This window comes from Maritimibacter sp. 55A14 (assembly GCF_003122205.1).
In the GTDB taxonomy this organism is placed as follows: domain Bacteria; phylum Pseudomonadota; class Alphaproteobacteria; order Rhodobacterales; family Rhodobacteraceae; genus QEYE01.
Genome location: NZ_QEYE01000028.1, coordinates 20,385 through 40,030 on the forward strand (window position 1 = coordinate 20,385; position 19,646 = coordinate 40,030).

A 19,646-nucleotide genomic window follows, 5' to 3' on the forward strand; every position below is an offset into this window, starting at 1 on the left:
TGTCAGTCCAGTATCAGGTCAGGGTTCCCAAGACGGGCGGCGTCAATGGTGATGCCCAGGCCGGGGCGGTCTGGTGGGGCAATACGGCCATCCAAGCGGGCGGGCGCATCCGGGGCGAGGCGCGGGGTGACATAGCCCGACAGGTCGCAGACATTCAATACGCGTGTGGGGTCTGTCGCGGCCCCCAGATGCAGTGCGGCGGCGGTGACGATGTCGCTGCCCCAAGTATCCTCTACGCACACCTTCGCGCCCAGATACAGGCACAAGTCACGCGCGCGTCGCAGCGCCGACAAACCGCCGAATTTTGACAGTTTCAGCGCGACGGCATCCATGATGCCCAGCCGATGCGCTTCCAAAAGCGTCGCGGTGTCGTGCGCCAGCTCGTCCAGTTTCATGGGCAGAGCGGTAGCTGTTTGCACGCGGGCGCAGTCGGCTAATGTCGCGCAAGGCTGCTCAAGCATCACGTCCAGATTGGCAGCCGCGCGGCCGACACGAATGGCATCAAGCGAGGTGGCCCCACAGTTCCAATCACCATAGACCAGCGGACCAGGCCCCACGGCTTCGCGCACGCTGGCAAGCCTTTCAACATCCGTTTGCCAATCACCCGATGCGCCAAGCTTGGCCTGAAACTGGGTGATGCCTTGCGCCTGTGCATTGCGCGCGATACGGGCCATTTCGTCGGGATCAACACAGGTGATCGAGTGGTAGAGCGGCAGGTCCGCCTGCCGCCGCCCACCCAGCAGCGCGTGAAGCGGCAGGCCAGCGACCTGCCCGGTGAGGTCCCAAAGCGCGATATCAAGCGCGGACTTTGCATAGACATGGCCGGGCAGGAAGGCGTCGGCACGCGCCATCAAGGCTTCGACCCCCACCGGGTCCGCGCCAATGATCACCGGTGCTAATTCTGTAAGGGCCGGGGCCACGCCGCGCGCATAGGCCGGCAGGTAGTGCGGAATCGGGCAGACCTCGCCCCAGCCGGTGATCCCGGTGTCTGTTTCCACCGCAACTACAACGGTCTCGACCGTGTCGCACGTCTTACCGTCGGCCATGTAGTAGGCTGTGTGGCTGGCCAGCGGGATGTGCCAGAGAGAAATGCGGGTGATTTTCATGAGTAAACCGCCACAGGCGCGCCAAGCGCATCCTCGTCAGGATGCACGCCAAGACCCGGAGCCTCGGGCAGGTGCAGGTGGCCGTTTCGGTTGCGCGGGCCACGGCCGCCGGCGATGTCGACGGCGATCATGTCCTGGCAGGCCCAGACCGCGCGGCAGGCGTGATCGGAGACGGTGGCGGCGAGGTGGAGCGCCTCGGTATCGGCCAGCACGCTGCCGCCGGTTGCCATCACGAAAATGTCGATGCCGTGCGCGAGGGCGATGTCACGCATCCGGGCCGCCTTGGTCAGCCCGCCAACGCGGTTGAGTTTGATGCCAAAGACCTCGGCCAGCCCGTCGCGGGCGATGCGCGCCGCGTCCTGCAGGGTCACGAGGCTTTCATCCACCGAGACCGGAGCGGCATGCTTGGGGGCGATGGCGGCGATATCGTCCAGGCTTTCGCAGGGCTGCTCGAAGGTGACGTTGAGCGCCTCGGTGGCGCACATCACCTGTAGGGCCTGGGCCCGGCTCCAGGCGCGGTTGACGTCGTAGAGTATGATCTCGTTTTCGGCCCGGTGCGCCTCGACGTCGCGGATGCGGGCGATGTCGCGGTCCACGTCGCCGCCGATCTTGACCGAGTGGGCGACGTAGCCACGCGCTCGGTAGCGGTCCATCACTTCGCGCGTTTCCTCGATCGTCTTGGCGCCGACCGACGCGGCGATGGGCCGGGGCGTGCGCGAACCGCCGCCCATGAGATCGGCGATGGGCACTCCCGCCGCCTGCCCGGCGATATCCCAGCAGGACATGTCGATGGGGGCCTTGGCGTAGAGATGGCCGGGCAAGGCGAGGTCCATCGCGCGCTCCACGTCCAGCAGCCGGCGGGGGTCGAGGCCGATGAGAAAGGGCGCCATGGTCTCGATCCCGGCGCGGATGCCGGGCCCGTGGGCGGGAACGTAGGTATGGCCCCAGGGCGTCCCCTCGCCCCAGCCGACGAGGCCCTCGTCTGTGTCGATGCGTACCAGCGTGGCGTCCAGAATCTCGAACTTGAGGCGTCCGCCGGAGAGCCAGTAGGGATGCGCCAGTGGCAGGTCGGCCTGGTAGACAGTGACGCGGGTGATCTTCACGGGATCACCACGATGTTACCGGTGTGCTTCTTGGCGATGAAGGCGGCCTGCGCCTCGCGCAGATCTTCCAGTGGATAGGTCGCCGCCAGCGCCGGCTTGATCTCGCCCGCCTCGATGTAGCGCACGAGGTTGGGCATCACCTCAGGGTTGATCACGGTGGAGCCGGTGAAGGTCAGGTCGCGCAGGTAGAATGTGCGCAGGTCAAGATCAACCATCGGACCGGCGATGGCTCCGGAACAGGTGTAGCGCCCGCCGCGCGCCAGTATGTCAATTAGTATTGGCCAATAGCGACCGCCGACCACATCGGCGACGACGGTGATACTTTCATCGCCAAGGGCCGCGCGCAGGTCTTCGGGCGCACGGGGCAGGATGCGATCAGGGCAGAGCTTTGCCACGTCCCCGTGTTTTGCATCGGACGCCATGGCGATCACCCGTGCGCGGCGCCGTTTCGCAAGCTGCACCAGCGCGCCGCCAACACCCCCCGACGCGCCGGGGACCAGCACGGTGTCGGCATCGGTGACCTGCGCTCGGGTCAACATGCCCTCGGCCGTGGAATAGGAGCAAGAGAAAGTGGCCAGTTCCGCATCCGAAAGCGGGCTGTCAATCACCAACGCATTACACTCCGGGGTTGTTGTAAACTCGGCAAACCCGCCGTCTCGCTCGGAGCCGAAATAGCCGGTCTTGTCCTTGTTCAGCGGATCGTATGGGTCGCGTAGCCAACCATCGGTGATCACCCGTTCGCCAATCCGGGCGGGGTCGATGCCCTCGCCCACGGCCACGATACGGCCGCAGACATCGGCGCCTTGAATTCGGGGGAAGGTGATCGGCGCGCCACCCCAAGTGGGGTCCTCGTCATTCACGCTGTCATAGGCCCCGCCGGTGGTGGCCTCGGTCACGGACTTGGAGTACCAGCCGCTGCGGGTGTTCACATCGGTATTGTTGAGGCCACAGGCCCCCACTTTGATCAGCACCTCGTCCACGGCGGGGTCAGGGCGAGGCCAGTCCTCGTGTAGGACGATCTGGTCAATATCGCCATGGCCCATCGTGACCATGGCACGCATCGTGTCCGGCAGGGTCATTGTGCGACCTCTGCGAAAGCATCGGTTCGGGGGAGCAAGCTCTGCGGATCATAGGCCGGTTCGCCCAGAACGCGGGCGGTACGGGGAGTGCCATGGATCACCACCTCCAGCGCCGTGCCCGGTTTGGCAGCTTCGGGTTTAACATAGGCAAAGGCGAGGATCTTGCCTACTGTGTGACCAAAGGCCACTGAGGCGGTGGAGCCGACCACCTTGCCGTCCAGCATGACCGCCTCACCGCCGTGGCCGTCAATTTCGCCATCCGGTTCAATCTCGAGGTAGGTGCAGACCCAGGGTAGGTTTTCGGTCAGAGTCCTGTCGCGGCCAAGATACTCCTTATCCGCACGGGCGAAGCGCAGCACGTCCGCCTCGGCCAGCGTTACCTCGTTGGTGAGTTCTCCAGCCCCCTTGAAGCCCTTTTCCATGCGCATAACGTTCATGGCGAAACTGCCGTAATCGGCAATGCCATGCGGTTCACCGGCGGCCCAGAGCGCGCTGTATACATCGACCAGCGCCGCGTTCGGCATGTGAAGCTCCCAGCCCAACTCTCCGGCATAGGACATTCGGAAAGCCCAGAGTTTGTGGCCCGCGACGGTGATTTCCTGCGCCGAGAGCCAGCGGAATGATGGGTTATCGAGCCGGCTATCCGTACAGGCCGCCAGAACGTCGCGCGATCGGGGGCCGTTGAGAGACAGGGCGGACCAATTGGAGGACAGGGCGGTCGCACTCACGTCTTTATCCTCCCTATGCTGGGCGAGATGATCCAGCAGGCGCTGCTCGAAGAAGGCCGCACAGACGAGGTAGAACCGGTCCTCGGCCATACGCACGATGGTGCTTTCCAACTCGATCCGACCGCGGCGGTTGAGCATGTGGGTGAGCGTGATCGACCCCACCTTTTGGGGCATCCGGTTGGCCGTAAGTCGGTCAAGCAACACATAGGCATCCGGACCCTTGACCAGCACCTTGGTGAAGGCGGTCACATCCATGATCCCGACACGTTCGCGCACGGCCTTGACCTCGGCTGCGATCATGTCGTCCACCACGGAGCGACGGAAGGAATAGTGATCTTCCTGCGCCACGCCATCGTTGGCGAACCAACGCGGACGCTCAAAGCCGTAGACCTCTTCGTAGACGGCGCCTTTCGCTTTTAGTGTTTCGTAAAGCGGCGATTGTTTAATCGGCCGCCCCGCGAGCCGGTTGAAATGCGGGAACGGGATTTCGTGGCGCAGGCAGTAGTCTTCTTTCGCCTTCACGACCTGCCAGTCCTTGTTGGCGTAGCTGCCGAACCGGCGCGGGTCATAGTCGCGCATTGAGATATCCGCCGCACCATGTACCATCCAGCGCGCCAGTTCGCGGGTCAGCCCCGGCCCCCAGCCGATGCCGATCTGCGTGCCGCAGCAACACCAGTAATTGCGCACGCCCGGCGCAGGGCCGATCAGCGGATTGCCATCGGGCGGGTGGCTAATCGCCCCGTGCACATCGCGGGTGATCCCCAGTTCGGCGAAGATCGGCATGCGATTGAGCGATTCCTCCAGCCACGGCATGACGCGGTTATAGTCCGCTTCGAATAGCTCGTTCTCGGCCTCCCACGGGCAGTGATCCTCCCAAACGGTGTTCGGATTGGACTTTTCGTAGATGCCGATCAGGCCCTTTTTTTGCTCCATCCGGATATAGCCCGACACCTTGCGGTCATCGCGGATCACCGGCAACTCGCGGTCGAGATCGCGGAATTGCGGCACCTCGTCGGTGACGAAATAATGGTGCGTCATTGACGTCATGGGCAGTTGCAGGCCCGACCATTCGCCCATCTGGCGGGCATACGTGCCGCCCGCATTGACCACATGTTCGCAGGTGATCGTGCCTTGTTCTGTCTCGACCACCCATTCGCCGTTCTCAGATTGGGTGATATTCGTCGCGCGGCACCGGCGGATGATGCGCGCGCCCTTGGCCCGTGCGCCCGCAGCCATCGCCATGGTCACATTGGTCGGGTCGACATGCCCGTCATCCGGCGTGTGCAGCGCGCCGAGCACGCCTTCGAGGTTATAGAACGGGTGCATTTCGGCCACGCGCGCCGCGTTGACCAACTCGATATTGAACCCGAGAGAGCGCCCCACGGACAGCGTGTGGCGCAGCCAGTCCATCTCGTCTTCCGTATAGGCCAGCCGGAACGACCCGCAGCCATGCCATGTGACGGCCTGCCCGGTCTCTGCTTCCAGACCTCCGGAATAAAGCCCGATATTGTAATCGACGCATTTGCCCAACCCGAAGCTGGAGGTGGAATGCGTGATCTGACCGGCGGCATGCCACGTGCTGCCAGAAGTCAGCTCCGCCTTTTCCAGCAGGACCACATTTGGCCCCCAGCCCTCATGCGCAAGGTGATAGGCAAGCCCAACCCCCATCACACCACCACCCACAATGACCACACGGGCGTGGCTGGGAAAGCTCTTCTCCGACATGGTCGCTTCCTTTGTCCGGGAGTCGCAAAACTTATGGACAGGCTATGTGGACATGTGTACCAATGTCAATCATGAATGGCACAAACGTATCACACGATGTTCTGGACCGCCTCACCGAAGAGTGGGACGCGCTCACACCCGAGGCGCAGAAAGCTGCGCGCTACGTGCTCGAAAACCCCAATGACGTAGGGGTTTCGACCGTACGCGAGATTGCCGAGGCGGCCAATGTCAAACCCAACACCTTCGTGCGCATGGCGCGGCAGGTGGGATTCGAGGGCTACGAGGATTTCCGAGCGCCCTTCCGCGAAGCGATCCGCAAGGGCGCAGTAAGCTTCCCCGACCGGGCGCGCTGGTTGCAGGATATCCGCAAATCCGACGATCTGGGCGGGCTCTACGCCGACATGGCCGAGGCCGCGATTTGCAATATCGAGGAAACCTTTGCCGCCACCAGCGCCGACGCGATGAAGGCAGCGGCCGAGGCGATATGGGGAAGCCGTCAAGTGTTTACGCTTGGCGTCGGCGTGAACAACGCCAATGCGCGAAACTTCACCTATCTCGCGTCAACCGGCATGACGCAGTTCCACGCCATCCCCCGCCCCGGATCCACCGCCGCTGACGATCTGGCCTGGGCCGACAGCGGCGATGTGCTGATCGCCATGTCCATGCGCCCCTACCGTAGCGAAGTGGTCGCCGCCATCGACGTGGCCCGCGAACAGGGTTTGACCATCGTCGGTCTCAGCGACAGCCCCGCCAGCCCGATCATTCGCGCCGCCGATCACGGTTTTGTCGTCGCCGTCGATACGCCGCAGTTCTTCCCCTCCTCGGTGCCGATCATCGCCCTACTGGAAACCTTGCTCAGCTTTGTCATCGCTGTCGCATCCGAAGAGATCGTGGAGCGCGTCGAGAAGTTTCATGACCGTCGCCATCAGCTCGGTATCTACGTGGAGGAGCCTGAATGAACGAGATGACCCCGCCCGTGCGCTCGCTCGATGCACGCTATTACACCGACCCGCAGGTCTTCGAACTGGAAAAGGCCGGGCTATTGGCCCGCACATGGCAATTCGCCTGCCACGCCAGCCAACTGGAAAACCCCGGTGATTACGTGGCTTTCGAGATGGGCGATGAAAGCCTGTTTTCGATCAAGGGGCGCGACGGGGTCATCCGCACGTTCTACAACGTCTGCCAGCACCGCGCGCATCAGCTTGTTTCAGGCGAAGGGTCCACTCGCGTCGTCGTCTGCCCGTACCACGCCTGGACATACGAACTGACTGGCGGATTGCGGGCCGCGCCCAATGCCAAATCCGTGCCGGGCTTCGACGCCTCGCAAATCTGCCTGACCGAAGTCCGCACCGAAGTGTTTCTGGGCTTTGTCTTTGTCAGTCTTGATCCTGATGCCAAGCCGATGGACGAGTGGTTCCCGAATGCCCGGGCCGAGTTGGAAGACTTCGTGCCGAACTGGGCTGAACTGAAACCGCTGGAATGGGTGGAAACCCCGGAGAATTGCAATTGGAAAGTCTCGGTGGAGAACTACTCCGAATGCTACCATTGCAGCCTGAACCACCCGACATTTGCCACAGGAGTGATCCGGCCCGAGACCTACGACATCCAGCCGCAGGGCTACTGCCTGCGCCACACCACCGAATGCAATGACCTGTCCCAGATGACGTATGACATCGAGAGCGGGTTTGCGAACAACGACAAGTATTCGTCGTGGTTCCTGTGGCCGATGTTCTCGTTCCAGGTCTATCCCGGCAACCTGCTCAACACCTACCATTGGCGCGCCATAGACGCGGATCATGTCGTGGTCTGGCGCGGCTGGTACGCAGTGGGCGGCTATGACAACGAAACCGTGCGTCGCATGGCCCAACAGGACCGCGCCACAACCGTGGAAGAAGACATACACCTTGTCGAGTCGGTCCAGCGTGGCCTGAAATCACGCGGTTATGTGCCGGGGCCGCTGGTGGTTGATCCGGGATGCGGCGTGAATTCGGAACATTCCATCCTGCATCTGCAACGCTGGATGCGAGAGGCCGTAGAAGATTCAGCATGAGCACTTTTGAGGAAGACCTTCTCCTGAAAGGGCTGCAACAGGAAATAGCGACGCTGGGCACGGAATACGTGGAAAAGAACCTTGCCGCGAGGGATGATTTCCCCCCGTTTCTGAAGGCTATGACAGCATGGTACTGGGGTTCGGCTGGGGCAATGGGGTGATCGACGCCCATACGCGGTCAGTGATGAACCTCGCGATGATCGGCGCATTGGGCAAGATGCACGAATGGCAAATTCATTGCCGGGGGCGCGCGGAACAATGCCACCGGCACAACCCGTTTGACGTGATGCGCGACGCTCGCTGCACAAGACAGCATCCAACCACCGTGCTGCGAGCGTCTGTGCGCGTCACTGCGCGCGCCCATCGTCTTTCAGTCGCCGTCATACATCAGAAAACTAGACGCGCTCAGAGAACTGTTGGGGGGCTGAATGCCGGATGTGCCCAGAATTCCATGAACGGCTTATCGTAACGGCCGAAAGAAGGTTTGAACCGCGCCGGGTCCGCCGAAACTCGTAGCTCGTATTCCTTTGCCTGGAAAGTGTCCATCGGATTCCCTGTGACGCCCGTACGCTAACGCAAGTTCCCGCCCGCTGTCTCCCATCATGAAATCCCCTGGAGCCAGCCAGGGGCACTCTCATAGCCCCTGGTGACGTGTATAGCCCTTGGGTATGGAGCCACCCGAAATGCCCACCCGGAGATCAGAACCAAGTACCAAGCAAGGACCCGCGTGACTGACTATCACTGTGCATCGACGCAATTGAAGTCAGTCATGAAGAGGTGCCGGTGGGCCCTGACCCTCCGAAGTGTCGGGTTGAACCGGGTTCACGCCAGCGCCGGCCGCTTGCCACACATTGCAGAGCGGTGCGACGAAGGTCGAGTGGTCGATATGGGGATACAGCCGATCCGTGAACTTCTTGATCGCGTCGCTGCGCCTGAGGCTGGCAAGTGTCTCGGGATTGTCAAAGACGGTGATGTGATAATGATGCAGCGGGTTGTCCCGGCTTTCGAGCCAAAGCGATAGCTGGACTTCCGGAACGTCTTTCCGGAAATACGCAACCAGTTCGGCCGCGGCCGCCTTGCCTTCCGCGATGTCTCCACTAGGCGTGAAGAAGTAGTCATTGACGACGGTTACCGACATTGGCTCAGCCCCTCCCTTCAGTGACCGTAGGCATCGTGCAGGCGGAGCCATTCCATCGTGTAGCTCAGGCCGCCTTCGTCGCGACCCTTCGGAACGCAATCCAGCCAGTGATAGGCGGTGATGAACATGTCCAGGCCGCGCTCGTAGACCGAGTATGTGTGGTAGATGTCTCCGTTCTCGTCCCTGTAGAACACACTCGCGCCCGGTGCTTCCTTGCTGGGAAAGCCCTGCTTCTTGTAGTTATAGACCGCATCGCCGCGTTCCATTTCCTCGTCCGAAAATGATACGTTATAGTCCTGATTGAAGTCGGTGCCATGCGCCGAAACCCATTTGAAGCCCCAGCCCATTCTCTTCCTGAAGGCCTCAAGCTCGGCCAATGGCGCCCGGGACACCGCAACCATGCTCACGTCGCGTTGCTTGAGATGCACGACTGCCGGGTCGAAATGGTCCGCGACGTAGGAGCAGCTCTTGCAGCCCTCTTTCCAGCCCGGCCCGTACATGAAATGGTAAACGATCAATTGGCTGCGTCCGTCAAAGAGGTCGGCAAGCGTTTCCTTGCCGTCCGGGCCGTCGAATACGTAGGATTCTCCGACACGCTCCCACGGAAGCTCCTGACGTGCCTTTGTGAGTTCGTCCCGCTGGCGCGTGAACGCCTTCTCCTTGGCCAGGAGGGCTTTCCGAGCCGAAACCCATTGGTCGTGATCAAGTATCCGGTTCTTCACGTCACCATCCTCCGCTGTCTGCAAATGGCCGCGCCGAGGCTAGCCGCGTATTTTCCGGTTGCCAGAGTCGGCGCATGGCAGTAAACACTTTAGCAAGTACTATAACGTTAGGAGCCGATATGGGCAAGTCCACGGATGTCTTCCATGCTATAGCGGACCCCAACAGGCGCCGGCTTCTCAGCCTCATGATGGCGCGGGAACAATCCGTCACGGAACTCAAGTCGCGGTTCGACATGACCATGGGCGCGGTATCACAGCATCTCAAGGTGCTCAGCGATGCCGGACTCGTCGAACGCCGTTCGGCGGGCAAGCAACGCCTCTACCGGACGAGGGCCGTGGCGTTGAAGGAAGTGCATGACTGGACCGAGCAGTTCAGCCGGTTCTGGCAATCGCGGCTGGACCGTTTGGGTGATGTGCTGGATGGCGAGCCATGAAATTCGAATTGGAATTCGAGCGCGTGTATCCGCATCCGGTCGAGAAGGTCTGGAAGGCGCTCACCGATCCGCGGCTCCTCGGGAAATGGCTGATGGAAACGGATTTCGCGCCGGTCGTCGGGCGCGAATTCAACATGTGGTGCGACGATGGCGAAGGTGGAACAGACCGATATATATGTAAACTCCTGGCCCTTGAGCCGCCGCGCTACATGCGTTGGTCCTGGCTGCTGGACGGCAGTCAGCATCTTGGCGAAACCGAAGTGACGTTCCGGCTCGAAGAGACCGGAACGGGCACCTGCCTGTCGATCGTGCATTCCGGCGACCGCGATCCAAAGATCATCGAGGCATTCAAGGGCGGCTGGCCGTGGAAGATGGAAATACTGGACGACCTGCTCGGCCAGTAAGCCCGCCGCGGGAGAACCTCCGAGAACCGGTTTGTGCATCTGGCAAGGGCAGGGGGAGGTCATGCCTGTATAAGGTTCAGGTCTATGCCGATGTCGCGTGACTTCGAGAAGACCCCGAACGTGCCGGGAACTTATACAAGTCGCCAAGCATCAAACCCGTCAGATGAACGCTACGAGCCCAGAAATGCTGTGGGCAGCTTGATCAATTTCGTAACCGCGGCGACCGACATCTCATAGCCCGCGCTCGACGGATAATCTGCAACCGTACTCGCAGAGCCGTGTCTTTCTTGATATGTCGTTGACGGCTACATTTCTCTACGAAAAAGGTGGGTGAGCTGTGAGACGATCAGTCCGAATTGCGATATCGGCGGTAGTTGCGTGGCTCTTTTGCGTTAGCTTGGCTCACGCTGATGACGTCCTTGATGGTCGAACATTCACGGGAATGATTGGTCCATCTGAAAATCCTGACCTCGAAGACAGCCTTCATTTCAGCGATGGACATTTCTGGTCCGACATTTGCACCCGCTGCGGTTTCGTGCCGGGTCCTTATTCGTCCGAAAGGACAGAAGAAGGCGTACGCTTCACCGGAGTGCTTGAAAGCGACAGCCGCGGACAGTTCGAGTACAATGGCTTGGTGCGCGACGATGGAACGATTCAGGTGTCCATCCGCTGGGAGCGCGAGCGCTGGTATTGGACATCCAACAGAGAGATAGCTTTCCAAGGCTCCGAGTCTGGCGATACCGAACCATCTCTGAATGAGATGCGGACGAAGATGCAGGACTTCGACCCAACCGAAAACCCCCTGTGCGCGCGTTTTTAAGTCGACTTTGGGTCGCGAGGCGGGCGATTGCGCTTTACTCTGCTCTGCTTGCCGCAGGTTGGATTGCGGGAGAGTTTTTGCTGGGAATTGCCATTCCCGAGCTGCGACCGATGAATGAGCCTCTGATACATCGTCTCGTGATGGCTTCCTTGATTGTGTTCATCTTGACCGCCGCTATACCCTTCGTACCCGGCGCCGAGATCGGATTCGCCTTACTGCTGATGTTCGGGGGACAGGCGTCTCCAATAGTGTATGCCGGCATGGTCGGTGCACTTCTCCTGTCGTTCACGGTCGCCAGTTTCGTGCCCCTTCCCGTGCTCTCAAGGTTTGCAAGTTTGCTAAGGCTCAAGCGCACCGCTAGCTTCCTCAACGATTTAGCGAGTACACCCCTGCAAGACCGCGCAAATGTTGTTTCAGGAAAGCTCGACAGTCGGTTTGGCAACCTTATGGTCAAGAACCGATATATCGTTCTTGCGCTCTTGCTGAACCTGCCTGGTAACTCTGTGCTCGGTGGCGGAGGTGGCCTCGCTTTCATGGCGGGTATATCCGGGCTCTACAGGTTCTGGGCCTACCTGATCAGCGTGTTGATCGCCGTAGCGCCATTTCCTCTGATATTTTTGGTCTTGGGTCAGTAGAACCACTTCAATGTGAATGGCGGCCCAGTCCGCACAGTGGTTCCGCACAGTGGTCATGCAGACGGCGACAATGCTGCACCATCAACGAACGACAGCATGCTCGCCCCCGTCCCGAACCTCACCCAACATCGATCTTGCCATGAAGAGTGCAAAGCGGCGAGGGTCTATGCGATCGTCCGGGATAGGACATCTAAGCATAACGGCGTACTACTCCTGTGAGGGCGGATCAGTATCGCGCCGTCCCAACGCTTCCCGATTACGAAAGCGGACTCCCAGGCTCTTCGTGCGACTTCGGAGGAATCGCTCGTCGTGGTAACCTGATAGTACTTCAAACAAAGCGATAGCGATCTTTGGGAGGGAAAAATGCCAAAGTATATGTCGCAGTTCAGCTATTCTACACAATCGATAGAAGGCATGGTCAACAATCCGCAGGACAGGCGCGCGGCCGCCGAGAAGGTTTTTAGTGCTGCAGGCGGAACGATCGAGTGCATGTATTTCTGCTTCGGTGACTATGATGGCGTCGTTATCACCGAGTTTCCATCCGATGTGGCCGCAGCTTCCGCGATCCTGGCGGTTGGTTCCTCGGGTGCATTTTCGGCAGCCAAAACCACGGTCCTGATACCGATGGAAGATTCGGTTGCGGCGATGGAGGGCGCTCAGAAGATTGTCGGCGAATACAGCGCACCATCCGGATAAGGGTCAAGAGGGGGCACTCAGCCATACGCGGCACATGTCCACAGGTCTTTGAACTACTGCGCTTGGCACGGTGTACACAACGACGTTCTGGTCGCACAAATCAGCCTTTCCTGCATCAGGACCTTCCGGGGCGTACGTTGGCGACGGAATAGGTGAATGTGCGGCGTGGCGCCCCGGCCTCACCTGAGGTCCACTTCGGGCCGCGGGCGTCTGACGGCGGGCAAGATGGTCGGGGTCGCCCGCCGCACCACCGCAAGTTCCGACAGAGCCCAAAGCGGAGCGGATTTTCAGACGCGATTTGGTGAAACTCACGCCCCTCGCTAGACTGAACCTTCGGGTGTCAGAGCCTCTGACGTTGAATGGAACGGGAAGGACCGGGCGCTTCCGGCTGGTAGAGTGTTGCAGGCGGCCGCACGGAAAGGGAGGGACCAATGAATGCGGATGTGGAAGGGCACTACAAGGGCGAGGGCAACCTGGCCGACAAAATTGCTGCGGGGCTCGAGGAGTCGGGAAAAAGCCTCGACGACCTGAAAACGACCGATCTCGCCACCATTGACGAATTTCACATTCGCGGGCGCAAGGCGACGCTTGAACTCGGCGCGCAGTTGAATCTCGGAATAAATTCCAGGCTTCTCGATCTCGGCAGTGGCCTTGGTGGCCCGGCCCGAACGCTGGCGGAAACCTACGGTTGCGACGTTGACGGAATCGACTTGACCGCGGAGTTCTGCAATGCGGCGAACGTTATGTCGTCTTGGCTTGGATTGACGGGCAAGGTGTACTGCCAGCAAGGCGATGCCACCGACTTGCCGTTCCCCGATGACCATTTCGATGCTGCGATGACGATCCATGTCGCAATGAACATCCCGTCCAAGGACAAGCTCTACTCGGAGGCGCGAAGGACATTGAAACCCGTCGGGCGTTTCGCGGCTTACGATGTGATCCAGGGCGATGGCGGAGACGTTCATTTCCCGGTGCCCTGGGCGCGCGAACCCGCGATCAGCCATCTGGCCACCGACGATGAAATGCAATCGCTGCTCACCCAAGCCGGGTTCCGGATACTTCATATCCAGGACTCCAGCGAGGAAAGCCTCGAATGGTTTGAAGACAGGATGAAGCAACTGACTGATTCAGGACAACCCCCTGTCTCCTTCAACGCGTTCCTGGGGCATGACTATCCGGTTATGGTACGAAACCAGGTGCGCAACCTGGCCGAGGGGCGGATTAGAACGATTGCCTATGTCTGCGAGGGTTAAAATCATTTCACGAGGTCCGCCGGCGACTGCATCGGCGTCTGCTCGGGCCGAAGGCATTCACCGAGATGAAAGACCGAAAGTCGATGCCATGACGTCAGATGACCGCTCCGAGCCCAGTTTGTCAGATGCTGCAGGCCAAATGGAGTTACGTAAAATACGCCAGAGCTGCCACTCGATTTCCAAGTTCAGGAAGGCGCCCTGTGACGCAAGGGGAGGACGGAGTTTGGTGAGCGTGGCCAAGTGCAAACTGCGTTATCTGTTCGATGCGCTGCGCGAATTACGGTACTCAGTCGGAGACTGCTCGCATTTCTCGCGAAACGCACGGTTAAATGGGCCGATGGAGGCGAATCCGACATCGAAAGCGATTGACAGGACAGGTATGTCGGCTCGCGTGGGATCGGACAGAGCCTCACAGGCCGCCTCTATCCTGCGTTCATTCACGAATTGGGCAAAGTTGCGATACCCGAGCCCCTTGTTGATCGCGCGTCGGACCTGGTGTTCCGGCGCATCCACGGTTCTTGCAAGCTCTGCGATCGTAAGTCCTTCCTGCCGCCAGATACCCTCATCCATTGCCGCCTCGACCCTTTGCAACACTGCAGCATTAGCGGCTGAGAGCGGCGCGGGAGAAGAAGTCACCGGCTCCTGCCGAAGTGGCCAGAGATCAGGCGTAATCCGCGCGGCCCACGCCAGAAACAGCATCGTCAGCACCAGAAAAACCAGGGCGTGGATCGGGTACGCTGGGGGTGGTAATTCGGCATCGAGCCTCAGGAGTTCGACCAGTGAAATCCCGAGACCGGCCAAGGCCATGAGCGCCACGAACCAGCGGCGGAACCGGCGGCGCGACTCGACCAGATCTTCGGCGGCGGTGGACAGCGCCATGTAAAGCAGGGCCGCATACAGCAGGACGACAAGGACGCCTCGGGCTGTCGCCGCGAACGGCAGAAAGGGTGCAAGCCACGCGCCAACGGAAACCAAGACAGCCATCACGCCATGCCAAGGTTGGTAAACCGGCCGGTCGAGGAAAACTTCGGCCCCGGCCCAGATCGCCAGAACTGGCAGCACTCCTGCTACCATGACGAGAACAGCTTCTGTCCGGGTTCCCGCAAGTCCCAGGTTCGGCGACGACACAAGCAGGTAGGCACTTAGTCCAAAACAGAGCGCGGGCACCGATAGACCTCTGGGCCAGACGGTAGGATTGACCAGGAAGATCAGCGCACAAGTCGCCAACGCCGTCACCGCGCCGCCCCTCAAGAAGAGGTCCATTTTCACCGCCAAGTCTTCCATGGAGTTAGCGAATCCCAGACCGGCGAGTCGGTCAACCGAATTGGACGTGCCGATTCTGGAAAAGCCGCGCCGATTTCGGAAATCGCTTTGCACTTTTCGAATACGGTGCGCGCAGCAATGCCCAATGGTTCCATGTGATCGAGAGCACACGCAAACAGGAGACCATCATGACGGAGCAATGCCTTTTCAGTCATCTCACCGGGATATTCTCCGGCGTTTTTGCCACGGACCTTCTGCGGTACGCCATCGGTGCAGGCGGCGTTTATCTGGTTGTGAATCTGGCGCTGTCAGTTCGGCTCCGGGCGCGGAAAATCCGGGCCGACGACCCGCCGCGAGGCCAGATCCGTCGTGAAATCCTGGCGAGCCTGCGCACGGTTCTGGTCTTTGCCCTGAACGGGACACTGGTCGTTCTCGGAGCGGAGGCGGGGATCGTCCCGATCTACACCGAAATCGCCACCTACGGCTGGACCTATCTCATTTTCAGCACGGCGTTTCTGATCGTCGCCCACGATGCTTGGTTCTACTGGTCCCATCGGCTGCTGCATTACCCGCCAATCTTCCGGCGCTTTCACCGGCTCCATCACCGATCGCACAACCCCACGCCCTTTACCTCCTACAGCTTCGATCTGGGCGAGGCGGTCGCGAATGCGGTCTACCTTCCGCTGATCCTGCTGGTCCTGCCCGCCCACCCTATAGCGATCCTGATTTTCGTCACGCACATGATGCTCAGGAACGCGATCGGGCATTCGGGCTACGAGCTCTATCCGGCCAACCGGCACGGCCGTCCGCTGTTCGACTGGATGACGACCGTCACACATCACGACCTGCACCACGCCCATGCCGGCTATAACCTCGGCCTCTACTTCACCTGGTGGGACCGGCTGATGGGGACGGAGCATCCCGATTATCGCGAAGCCTTCCGGAAAGTGGTCAAGCCTGCCTCGTGGCAGTCCGTCCGCGCGCTCCGGAGCACCGCGGAAAACGCCGAGTGAAGTCCCCTTTTTGGAGTGACAAACATGAAGAAACCCGAATTTATCGCCCGTCAGGGCCGCCGTCCCACGGGCCTGCTCGGCGCCATTGTCGCCCGCATCATGGCGAGAGAGACGCGGCCCGAGAACGAACGCGCCCTGCACCTCCTCGATCTGGCAGACGGCGACAGCCTTATCGATATCGGCTGCGGCCACGGCGAAACGCTCTTTAAGGCAGATGCGATGGTGCGTCTTGCAGGCAGCGCCGGCGTGGACTTCTCCGAGGTCATGTTGAAACGCGCACGTGCCAGAAACCGTGATGCAGTCTGGGAAACGCGGCTGACGTTGCATTGTGCCGACACTTCCGCGCTGCCATTCCCAGACAACCGGTTTAACAAAGCTCTTTCGGTGCACACGATCTATTTCTGGCCAGATCCAGCGGCTCATCTCGCGGAAGCGTTCCGCGTGCTTCGGTCAGGCGGGCGGTTCGTGCTCTGCTACCGATCGACTGCCGACAGACGGGCGGTGGATGGGTTCCCCGACACTGTCTACCGTTTCCCGCAAGTTCAGGAAATTGAAGGGATGCTTTCCCGCGTCGGGTATTTCCAGCCCGAGACACTCACCGAGGACATCGCCGGGCGGTTGACGCATTGGAGCGTAGCGGTGAAGCCCAAAGCGAAGGACAGCAAAGCAGGGCGAAGCTGACACTTCGGCCAGTGCAGCGAATGGGCGCTTCGTTGCGCACACCAGCCTTTCGCGTGCCTCGGATACGGATTGTGTTCGACCGAAAACGTCAGATGACGGCTCAGACCTCCTTGCCGGCGTAGGACCAGCGGCCTCCATCCTAACCCGGAGCATCAATCAGGAACAAATACCGCGCGATCCGCCCTTCGTGGATGTCGGACAAGTATTCTTCTTCGGCCTCTCGGATCAGGCTCTCAGCTATGAAGCCGTTGCCTTCCGCCTCGAACTGACCTTTCAGCGCTACGGCGGCCGCGTAGTTCCGTTCCCAGAATGCTCCGATATTGGCCGAGAAGTCGACGACCTTCGTCTTCAGACCCAGAGCCCTGATTGCCCGACCAAGGCTGGACTGGTCTGCGCCCAGTTGCTCTGCCGGCTCGCCCGCATCCACGTGATGGTTCATGAAAAGCGCCATGCGCCCACCGGGTGCGAGACTGCCCGTCAACATCCCGAGCACTCTTTTCAGGTCATCCGCCCAGTAAAGCGTATCCATCGAAAGGATCGCATCATATGTCCCGGGCTCGGGCTCCATTGTGTTGAAATTTGCCATGCGAAAGCTCAGCCGATCGGACTTGCCCTCCGTTCTCGCCTCCGCCGCAGCGATCGCATTGGATGTATAGTCAAGGCCTGTCACGCGAGCACCTGTCTGATCGGAGACGTACTCAGCGATTGCTCCTGCACCGCAGCCCAGATCAAGGACGTGACTGTCGCGTCCCAGCGGCAGTGCCTCCAGGCCGATCTCGAGCGACGCCATGTCGGTCTGCCCCTCCTGGGTCAGGTCTTCCCCAAACGCGCGGCGGCAGAGTTCCGAATGTGCTGCGCTGGCGGCGGCTGCCGTGTAAAATCGCTGATAGTAATACCAGTACATATCACTGCGTTCGGCCCTGTATTTCGCGCCCAAAGGTCGGCCCGCGCCGGTTAGTTTCCAACCGACCTCTGAACCTCGGACTAGTCCTTTTTGGGACAGCGCTTCACAGACACCAGTCCAGTCTTCCTTGAATATCCAGTAATGTTCGCCTCTTTGATCGAGTGCCGTGTCATCTGCTACACGACCGTCACTTTCGAGCAGGTGGATCGACGCGAGCACCTGGATTTCACCTTCTGTAAGCTCCATCTTCTTCCCCCCATTGCTGGTGCGTAGGATAGCATGGACGGGTATCTTACGTCCCGTATGAGCCGGAAGCTGTAGAGGGATCGAAGAAAGCCAATGGCAATTCCGCTCGGCGGACACTTCACGGTTTTCCAGACAACTCGGCGGCTTTCCAAACGTATACGCAGGTTAGGTTGCGCGCGTGCGACGCTCGCAGCACAAGACAGCATCTATCCACCGTGCTGCGAGCGTCGTAGCGCGTCGCTGCGAGCTTCCAGATAGTTTCACGTCTCGACATGCGTCAGAAAGCGAGACGCGCTCAGCTACGCTCTCAGAGAATTGCTAGGGGGCTGAATGCCGGATGTGCCAAGAATTCCATGAACGGCTTTTCGCAACGGCCGAAAGAAGGGTTGAGCCGCGCCGGGTCCGCCGAAACTCGAAGGCCTTCTTCCTTGGCCTGGAAAGTGTACATCGGATTCTCTGAGACGCCCGTACACTGGCGCCTGGCCCCGGCCACCGTCTCCCCCATGAAATCCGCTAAAGCCGGCCAGTAACGCTAATCAAGCTTCTGGTGATGTTCACACGTCACGTTGACATTGAACGGCTCCAAGCTGCCCGCAGGGTTGTCGCGATGCAGCCAGACATGCTGATCGAAATGCGGCATGAACCCGTGTGCCTCGTCAGCGGGCGTGTCCTCGCGATCGAACATATGGTCCCAGTGCCGACCGTTCATCATCGGCGCCTCGGCATGGCCCGCGACACGCCAGGCTTTTTCGAAGACAAGGTTCTCGATGGCCACGAGAACATGTGAGCCGTCGGCCTGGGGCTCATAGATCAGGATGGCCGGACGCCTGAAATCCGTGTGCGTCCCGGTACCGTCCACACGGGGTTTGTCGCCGGTGATCTGAAGCAGCGTGGGATGAAGATAGTGGACGCCCATCGCACCGAGTTCCGCAGGATAACCCTCGGAGGCCGCCGTGACGCAATGATTGGCAGGGTCACGGATGTAACCATCGGCAAGCGCCAGGTTCACGTCGCTATACTTCTCGGAAATGGCGCGGAGCTCATCGAGGTCGTAGTCGTCGGCAACAAGTGGTGAAACTGAAAGAAGACACGCAACGAATGCGCACAAGCAGACAATGCCAGGCTTCATGATCGTCTCTCCCGAAAACGGGGCCGGCGAGGTGTGAAATGGGCAAGCATACCGACCCAAACGGATCATCGTACCACGCGTTGCCGAGTCGCGGCACTTGGAAGAGGGGGTTCCCTGTGACGCCCGTACACCGGCGCAAGGTCCCGCGGCCACTGTCTCCCCCATGAAATCCGCTGAAGCCACCAGTGACGCTCACAGGGCCCCTGGTGGCGGTGCATAGCCCTTGGGTACGGCCCCCCGAAACAGCACCCATCCGAAGATCAGAACCAAGTGCCGAGCAAGGACCCCGCGTGACTGACTATCACTGTGCATCGACGCAATTGAAGTCAGTCATGAAGAGGTGCCGACACATGAACAATTCGACCAGGAAAAGCCCCACCGCCGATCTGATGAAGATGGCGATCGGTGTCTCCGGCAAGAGCCAGCGCGAGATCGCCCAGGAGGCCGGGTTCGAGAAGCAGAACGTGATCTCGATGATGAAGAACGCCGAGATGAAGATCCCGATCGACCGTATCCC

19 protein-coding genes and 1 pseudogene are annotated in these 19,646 nt (G+C 60.3%); 11 read left to right on the plus strand and 9 right to left on the minus strand.

Annotation, left to right across the window (positions count from 1 at the left end; all coding sequences use genetic code 11):
- Nucleotides 1–2: 2 nt before the first annotated feature.
- Genes DDZ14_RS17410 through DDZ14_RS17425 form a run of 4 tightly spaced genes read right to left on the minus strand, consistent with a single transcriptional unit; the run spans nt 3 to nt 5,741 of the window.
- Nucleotides 3–1,106 carry a mandelate racemase/muconate lactonizing enzyme family protein gene (locus DDZ14_RS17410; protein WP_109426254.1) on the minus strand — a complete coding sequence of 368 codons (1,104 nt, stop codon included), beginning with the start codon at nt 1,104–1,106 and terminating at the stop codon, nt 3–5.
- On the minus strand, nt 1,103–2,209 hold the full coding sequence (locus tag DDZ14_RS17415; protein ID WP_109426255.1) for a mandelate racemase/muconate lactonizing enzyme family protein: 1,107 nt from the start codon (nt 2,207–2,209) through the stop codon (nt 1,103–1,105). The genes DDZ14_RS17410 and DDZ14_RS17415 overlap by 4 nt, the downstream gene beginning before the upstream one ends.
- Entirely contained in the window at nt 2,206–3,288 is a 1,083-nt protein-coding gene (locus tag DDZ14_RS17420; protein WP_233252634.1) for an alcohol dehydrogenase family protein, read from the minus strand. The genes DDZ14_RS17415 and DDZ14_RS17420 overlap by 4 nt, the downstream gene beginning before the upstream one ends.
- Nucleotides 3,285–5,741: an FAD-dependent oxidoreductase gene (locus DDZ14_RS17425; protein ID WP_109426256.1), complete on the minus strand. Its 2,457-nt coding sequence runs from the start codon at nt 5,739–5,741 to the stop codon at nt 3,285–3,287. Before DDZ14_RS17425 ends, DDZ14_RS17420 begins: the two co-directional genes overlap by 4 nt.
- Before the next feature lie 71 nt (nt 5,742–5,812).
- On the opposite strand from DDZ14_RS17425, the gene DDZ14_RS17430 reads away from it, so the two are divergent.
- The 3 genes and pseudogenes from DDZ14_RS17430 to DDZ14_RS17440 form a co-directional block, all read left to right on the plus strand.
- Nucleotides 5,813–6,700, plus strand: a complete 888-nt coding sequence (locus DDZ14_RS17430) for a MurR/RpiR family transcriptional regulator (RefSeq protein WP_109426274.1) — start codon at nt 5,813–5,815, stop codon at nt 6,698–6,700.
- Nucleotides 6,697–7,791, plus strand: coding sequence for an aromatic ring-hydroxylating dioxygenase subunit alpha (locus DDZ14_RS17435; RefSeq protein ID WP_109426257.1), 1,095 nt, complete (start codon nt 6,697–6,699; stop codon nt 7,789–7,791). The genes DDZ14_RS17430 and DDZ14_RS17435 overlap by 4 nt, the downstream gene beginning before the upstream one ends.
- A pseudogene (locus DDZ14_RS17440) lies at nt 7,788–8,038 on the plus strand (carboxymuconolactone decarboxylase family protein); the annotation flags it as partial. The gene DDZ14_RS17435 and the pseudogene DDZ14_RS17440, both read left to right, overlap by 4 nt.
- A gap of 516 nt (nt 8,039–8,554) precedes the next feature.
- Here the strand turns inward: DDZ14_RS17440 and DDZ14_RS17445 are convergent.
- Nucleotides 8,555–8,929 carry a hypothetical protein gene (locus DDZ14_RS17445; RefSeq protein ID WP_109426258.1) on the minus strand — a complete coding sequence of 125 codons (375 nt, stop codon included), beginning with the start codon at nt 8,927–8,929 and terminating at the stop codon, nt 8,555–8,557.
- A 17-nt stretch (nt 8,930–8,946) separates the two neighbouring features.
- Entirely contained in the window at nt 8,947–9,651 is a 705-nt protein-coding gene (locus DDZ14_RS17450; RefSeq protein WP_109426259.1) for a thioredoxin family protein, read from the minus strand.
- A gap of 119 nt (nt 9,652–9,770) precedes the next feature.
- Here DDZ14_RS17450 and DDZ14_RS17455 point away from each other — a divergent pair, with 119 nt between their 5' ends.
- From DDZ14_RS17455 to DDZ14_RS17480, 6 genes are all read left to right on the plus strand, one after another.
- Entirely contained in the window at nt 9,771–10,085 is a 315-nt protein-coding gene (locus DDZ14_RS17455) for a helix-turn-helix transcriptional regulator (RefSeq protein WP_109426260.1), read from the plus strand.
- Nucleotides 10,082–10,489 (plus strand): SRPBCC domain-containing protein, encoded by a 408-nt coding sequence (locus DDZ14_RS17460; protein ID WP_109426261.1) that lies wholly within the window; start codon nt 10,082–10,084, stop codon nt 10,487–10,489. Before DDZ14_RS17455 ends, DDZ14_RS17460 begins: the two co-directional genes overlap by 4 nt.
- A 442-nt stretch (nt 10,490–10,931) precedes the next feature.
- Complete coding sequence (locus DDZ14_RS19500) at nt 10,932–11,309, plus strand: hypothetical protein (RefSeq protein WP_146193176.1); 378 nt, start codon at nt 10,932–10,934, stop codon at nt 11,307–11,309.
- A 77-nt stretch (nt 11,310–11,386) separates the two neighbouring features.
- Nucleotides 11,387–11,944 (plus strand): hypothetical protein, encoded by a 558-nt coding sequence (locus DDZ14_RS17470; protein ID WP_146193177.1) that lies wholly within the window; start codon nt 11,387–11,389, stop codon nt 11,942–11,944.
- A gap of 363 nt (nt 11,945–12,307) precedes the next feature.
- Nucleotides 12,308–12,640, plus strand: a complete 333-nt coding sequence (locus tag DDZ14_RS17475; protein ID WP_109426264.1) for a GYD domain-containing protein — start codon at nt 12,308–12,310, stop codon at nt 12,638–12,640.
- A 431-nt stretch (nt 12,641–13,071) separates the two neighbouring features.
- The gene (locus tag DDZ14_RS17480; protein ID WP_109426265.1) at nt 13,072–13,893 is read left to right on the plus strand and encodes a class I SAM-dependent methyltransferase; all 822 of its coding nucleotides are present in this window, start codon (nt 13,072–13,074) and stop codon (nt 13,891–13,893) included.
- Between the two features lie 252 nt (nt 13,894–14,145).
- Here DDZ14_RS17480 and DDZ14_RS17485 read toward each other — a convergent pair whose 3' ends face one another.
- Nucleotides 14,146–15,270, minus strand: a complete 1,125-nt coding sequence (locus DDZ14_RS17485; protein WP_233252635.1) for an AraC family transcriptional regulator — start codon at nt 15,268–15,270, stop codon at nt 14,146–14,148.
- 74 nt (nt 15,271–15,344) lie between these two features.
- On the opposite strand from DDZ14_RS17485, the gene DDZ14_RS17490 reads away from it, so the two are divergent.
- Together DDZ14_RS17490 and DDZ14_RS17495 are read left to right on the plus strand one after the other, a co-directional pair.
- Nucleotides 15,345–16,169: a sterol desaturase family protein gene (locus DDZ14_RS17490; RefSeq protein ID WP_109426275.1), complete on the plus strand. Its 825-nt coding sequence runs from the start codon at nt 15,345–15,347 to the stop codon at nt 16,167–16,169.
- Nucleotides 16,170–16,193: 24 nt separating this feature from the next.
- The gene (locus DDZ14_RS17495) at nt 16,194–16,850 is read left to right on the plus strand and encodes a class I SAM-dependent methyltransferase (RefSeq protein ID WP_109426267.1); all 657 of its coding nucleotides are present in this window, start codon (nt 16,194–16,196) and stop codon (nt 16,848–16,850) included.
- 139 nt (nt 16,851–16,989) lie between these two features.
- Here DDZ14_RS17495 and DDZ14_RS17500 read toward each other — a convergent pair whose 3' ends face one another.
- Together DDZ14_RS17500 and DDZ14_RS17510 are read right to left on the minus strand one after the other, a co-directional pair.
- Complete coding sequence (locus DDZ14_RS17500; protein WP_109426268.1) at nt 16,990–18,000, minus strand: trans-aconitate 2-methyltransferase; 1,011 nt, start codon at nt 17,998–18,000, stop codon at nt 16,990–16,992.
- Between the two features lie 532 nt (nt 18,001–18,532).
- Nucleotides 18,533–19,129 (minus strand): hypothetical protein, encoded by a 597-nt coding sequence (locus DDZ14_RS17510; RefSeq protein ID WP_109426270.1) that lies wholly within the window; start codon nt 19,127–19,129, stop codon nt 18,533–18,535.
- Nucleotides 19,130–19,646: the final 517 nt, after the last annotated feature.

What these genes read in the sequence shown, in the direction of transcription:
- DDZ14_RS17410 (WP_109426254.1), bottom strand. Translation starts at nt 1,106, where the DNA reads ATGAAAATCACCCGCATTTCTCTCTGGCACATCCCGCTGGCCAGCCAC.
- DDZ14_RS17420 (WP_233252634.1), bottom strand. Translation starts at nt 3,288, where the DNA reads ATGACCCTGCCGGACACGATGCGTGCCATGGTCACGATGGGCCATGGC.
- DDZ14_RS17425 (WP_109426256.1), bottom strand. Translation starts at nt 5,741, where the DNA reads ATGTCGGAGAAGAGCTTTCCCAGCCACGCCCGTGTGGTCATTGTGGGT.
- DDZ14_RS17430 (WP_109426274.1), top strand. Translation starts at nt 5,813, where the DNA reads ATGAATGGCACAAACGTATCACACGATGTTCTGGACCGCCTCACCGAA.
- DDZ14_RS17435 (WP_109426257.1), top strand. Translation starts at nt 6,697, where the DNA reads ATGAACGAGATGACCCCGCCCGTGCGCTCGCTCGATGCACGCTATTAC.
- DDZ14_RS17445 (WP_109426258.1), bottom strand. Translation starts at nt 8,929, where the DNA reads ATGTCGGTAACCGTCGTCAATGACTACTTCTTCACGCCTAGTGGAGAC.
- DDZ14_RS17455 (WP_109426260.1), top strand. Translation starts at nt 9,771, where the DNA reads ATGGGCAAGTCCACGGATGTCTTCCATGCTATAGCGGACCCCAACAGG.
- DDZ14_RS17460 (WP_109426261.1), top strand. Translation starts at nt 10,082, where the DNA reads ATGAAATTCGAATTGGAATTCGAGCGCGTGTATCCGCATCCGGTCGAG.
- DDZ14_RS19500 (WP_146193176.1), top strand. Translation starts at nt 10,932, where the DNA reads ATGATTGGTCCATCTGAAAATCCTGACCTCGAAGACAGCCTTCATTTC.
- DDZ14_RS17475 (WP_109426264.1), top strand. Translation starts at nt 12,308, where the DNA reads ATGCCAAAGTATATGTCGCAGTTCAGCTATTCTACACAATCGATAGAA.
- DDZ14_RS17480 (WP_109426265.1), top strand. Translation starts at nt 13,072, where the DNA reads ATGAATGCGGATGTGGAAGGGCACTACAAGGGCGAGGGCAACCTGGCC.
- DDZ14_RS17490 (WP_109426275.1), top strand. Translation starts at nt 15,345, where the DNA reads ATGACGGAGCAATGCCTTTTCAGTCATCTCACCGGGATATTCTCCGGC.
- DDZ14_RS17495 (WP_109426267.1), top strand. Translation starts at nt 16,194, where the DNA reads ATGAAGAAACCCGAATTTATCGCCCGTCAGGGCCGCCGTCCCACGGGC.
- DDZ14_RS17500 (WP_109426268.1), bottom strand. Translation starts at nt 18,000, where the DNA reads ATGGAGCTTACAGAAGGTGAAATCCAGGTGCTCGCGTCGATCCACCTG.
- DDZ14_RS17510 (WP_109426270.1), bottom strand. Translation starts at nt 19,129, where the DNA reads ATGAAGCCTGGCATTGTCTGCTTGTGCGCATTCGTTGCGTGTCTTCTT.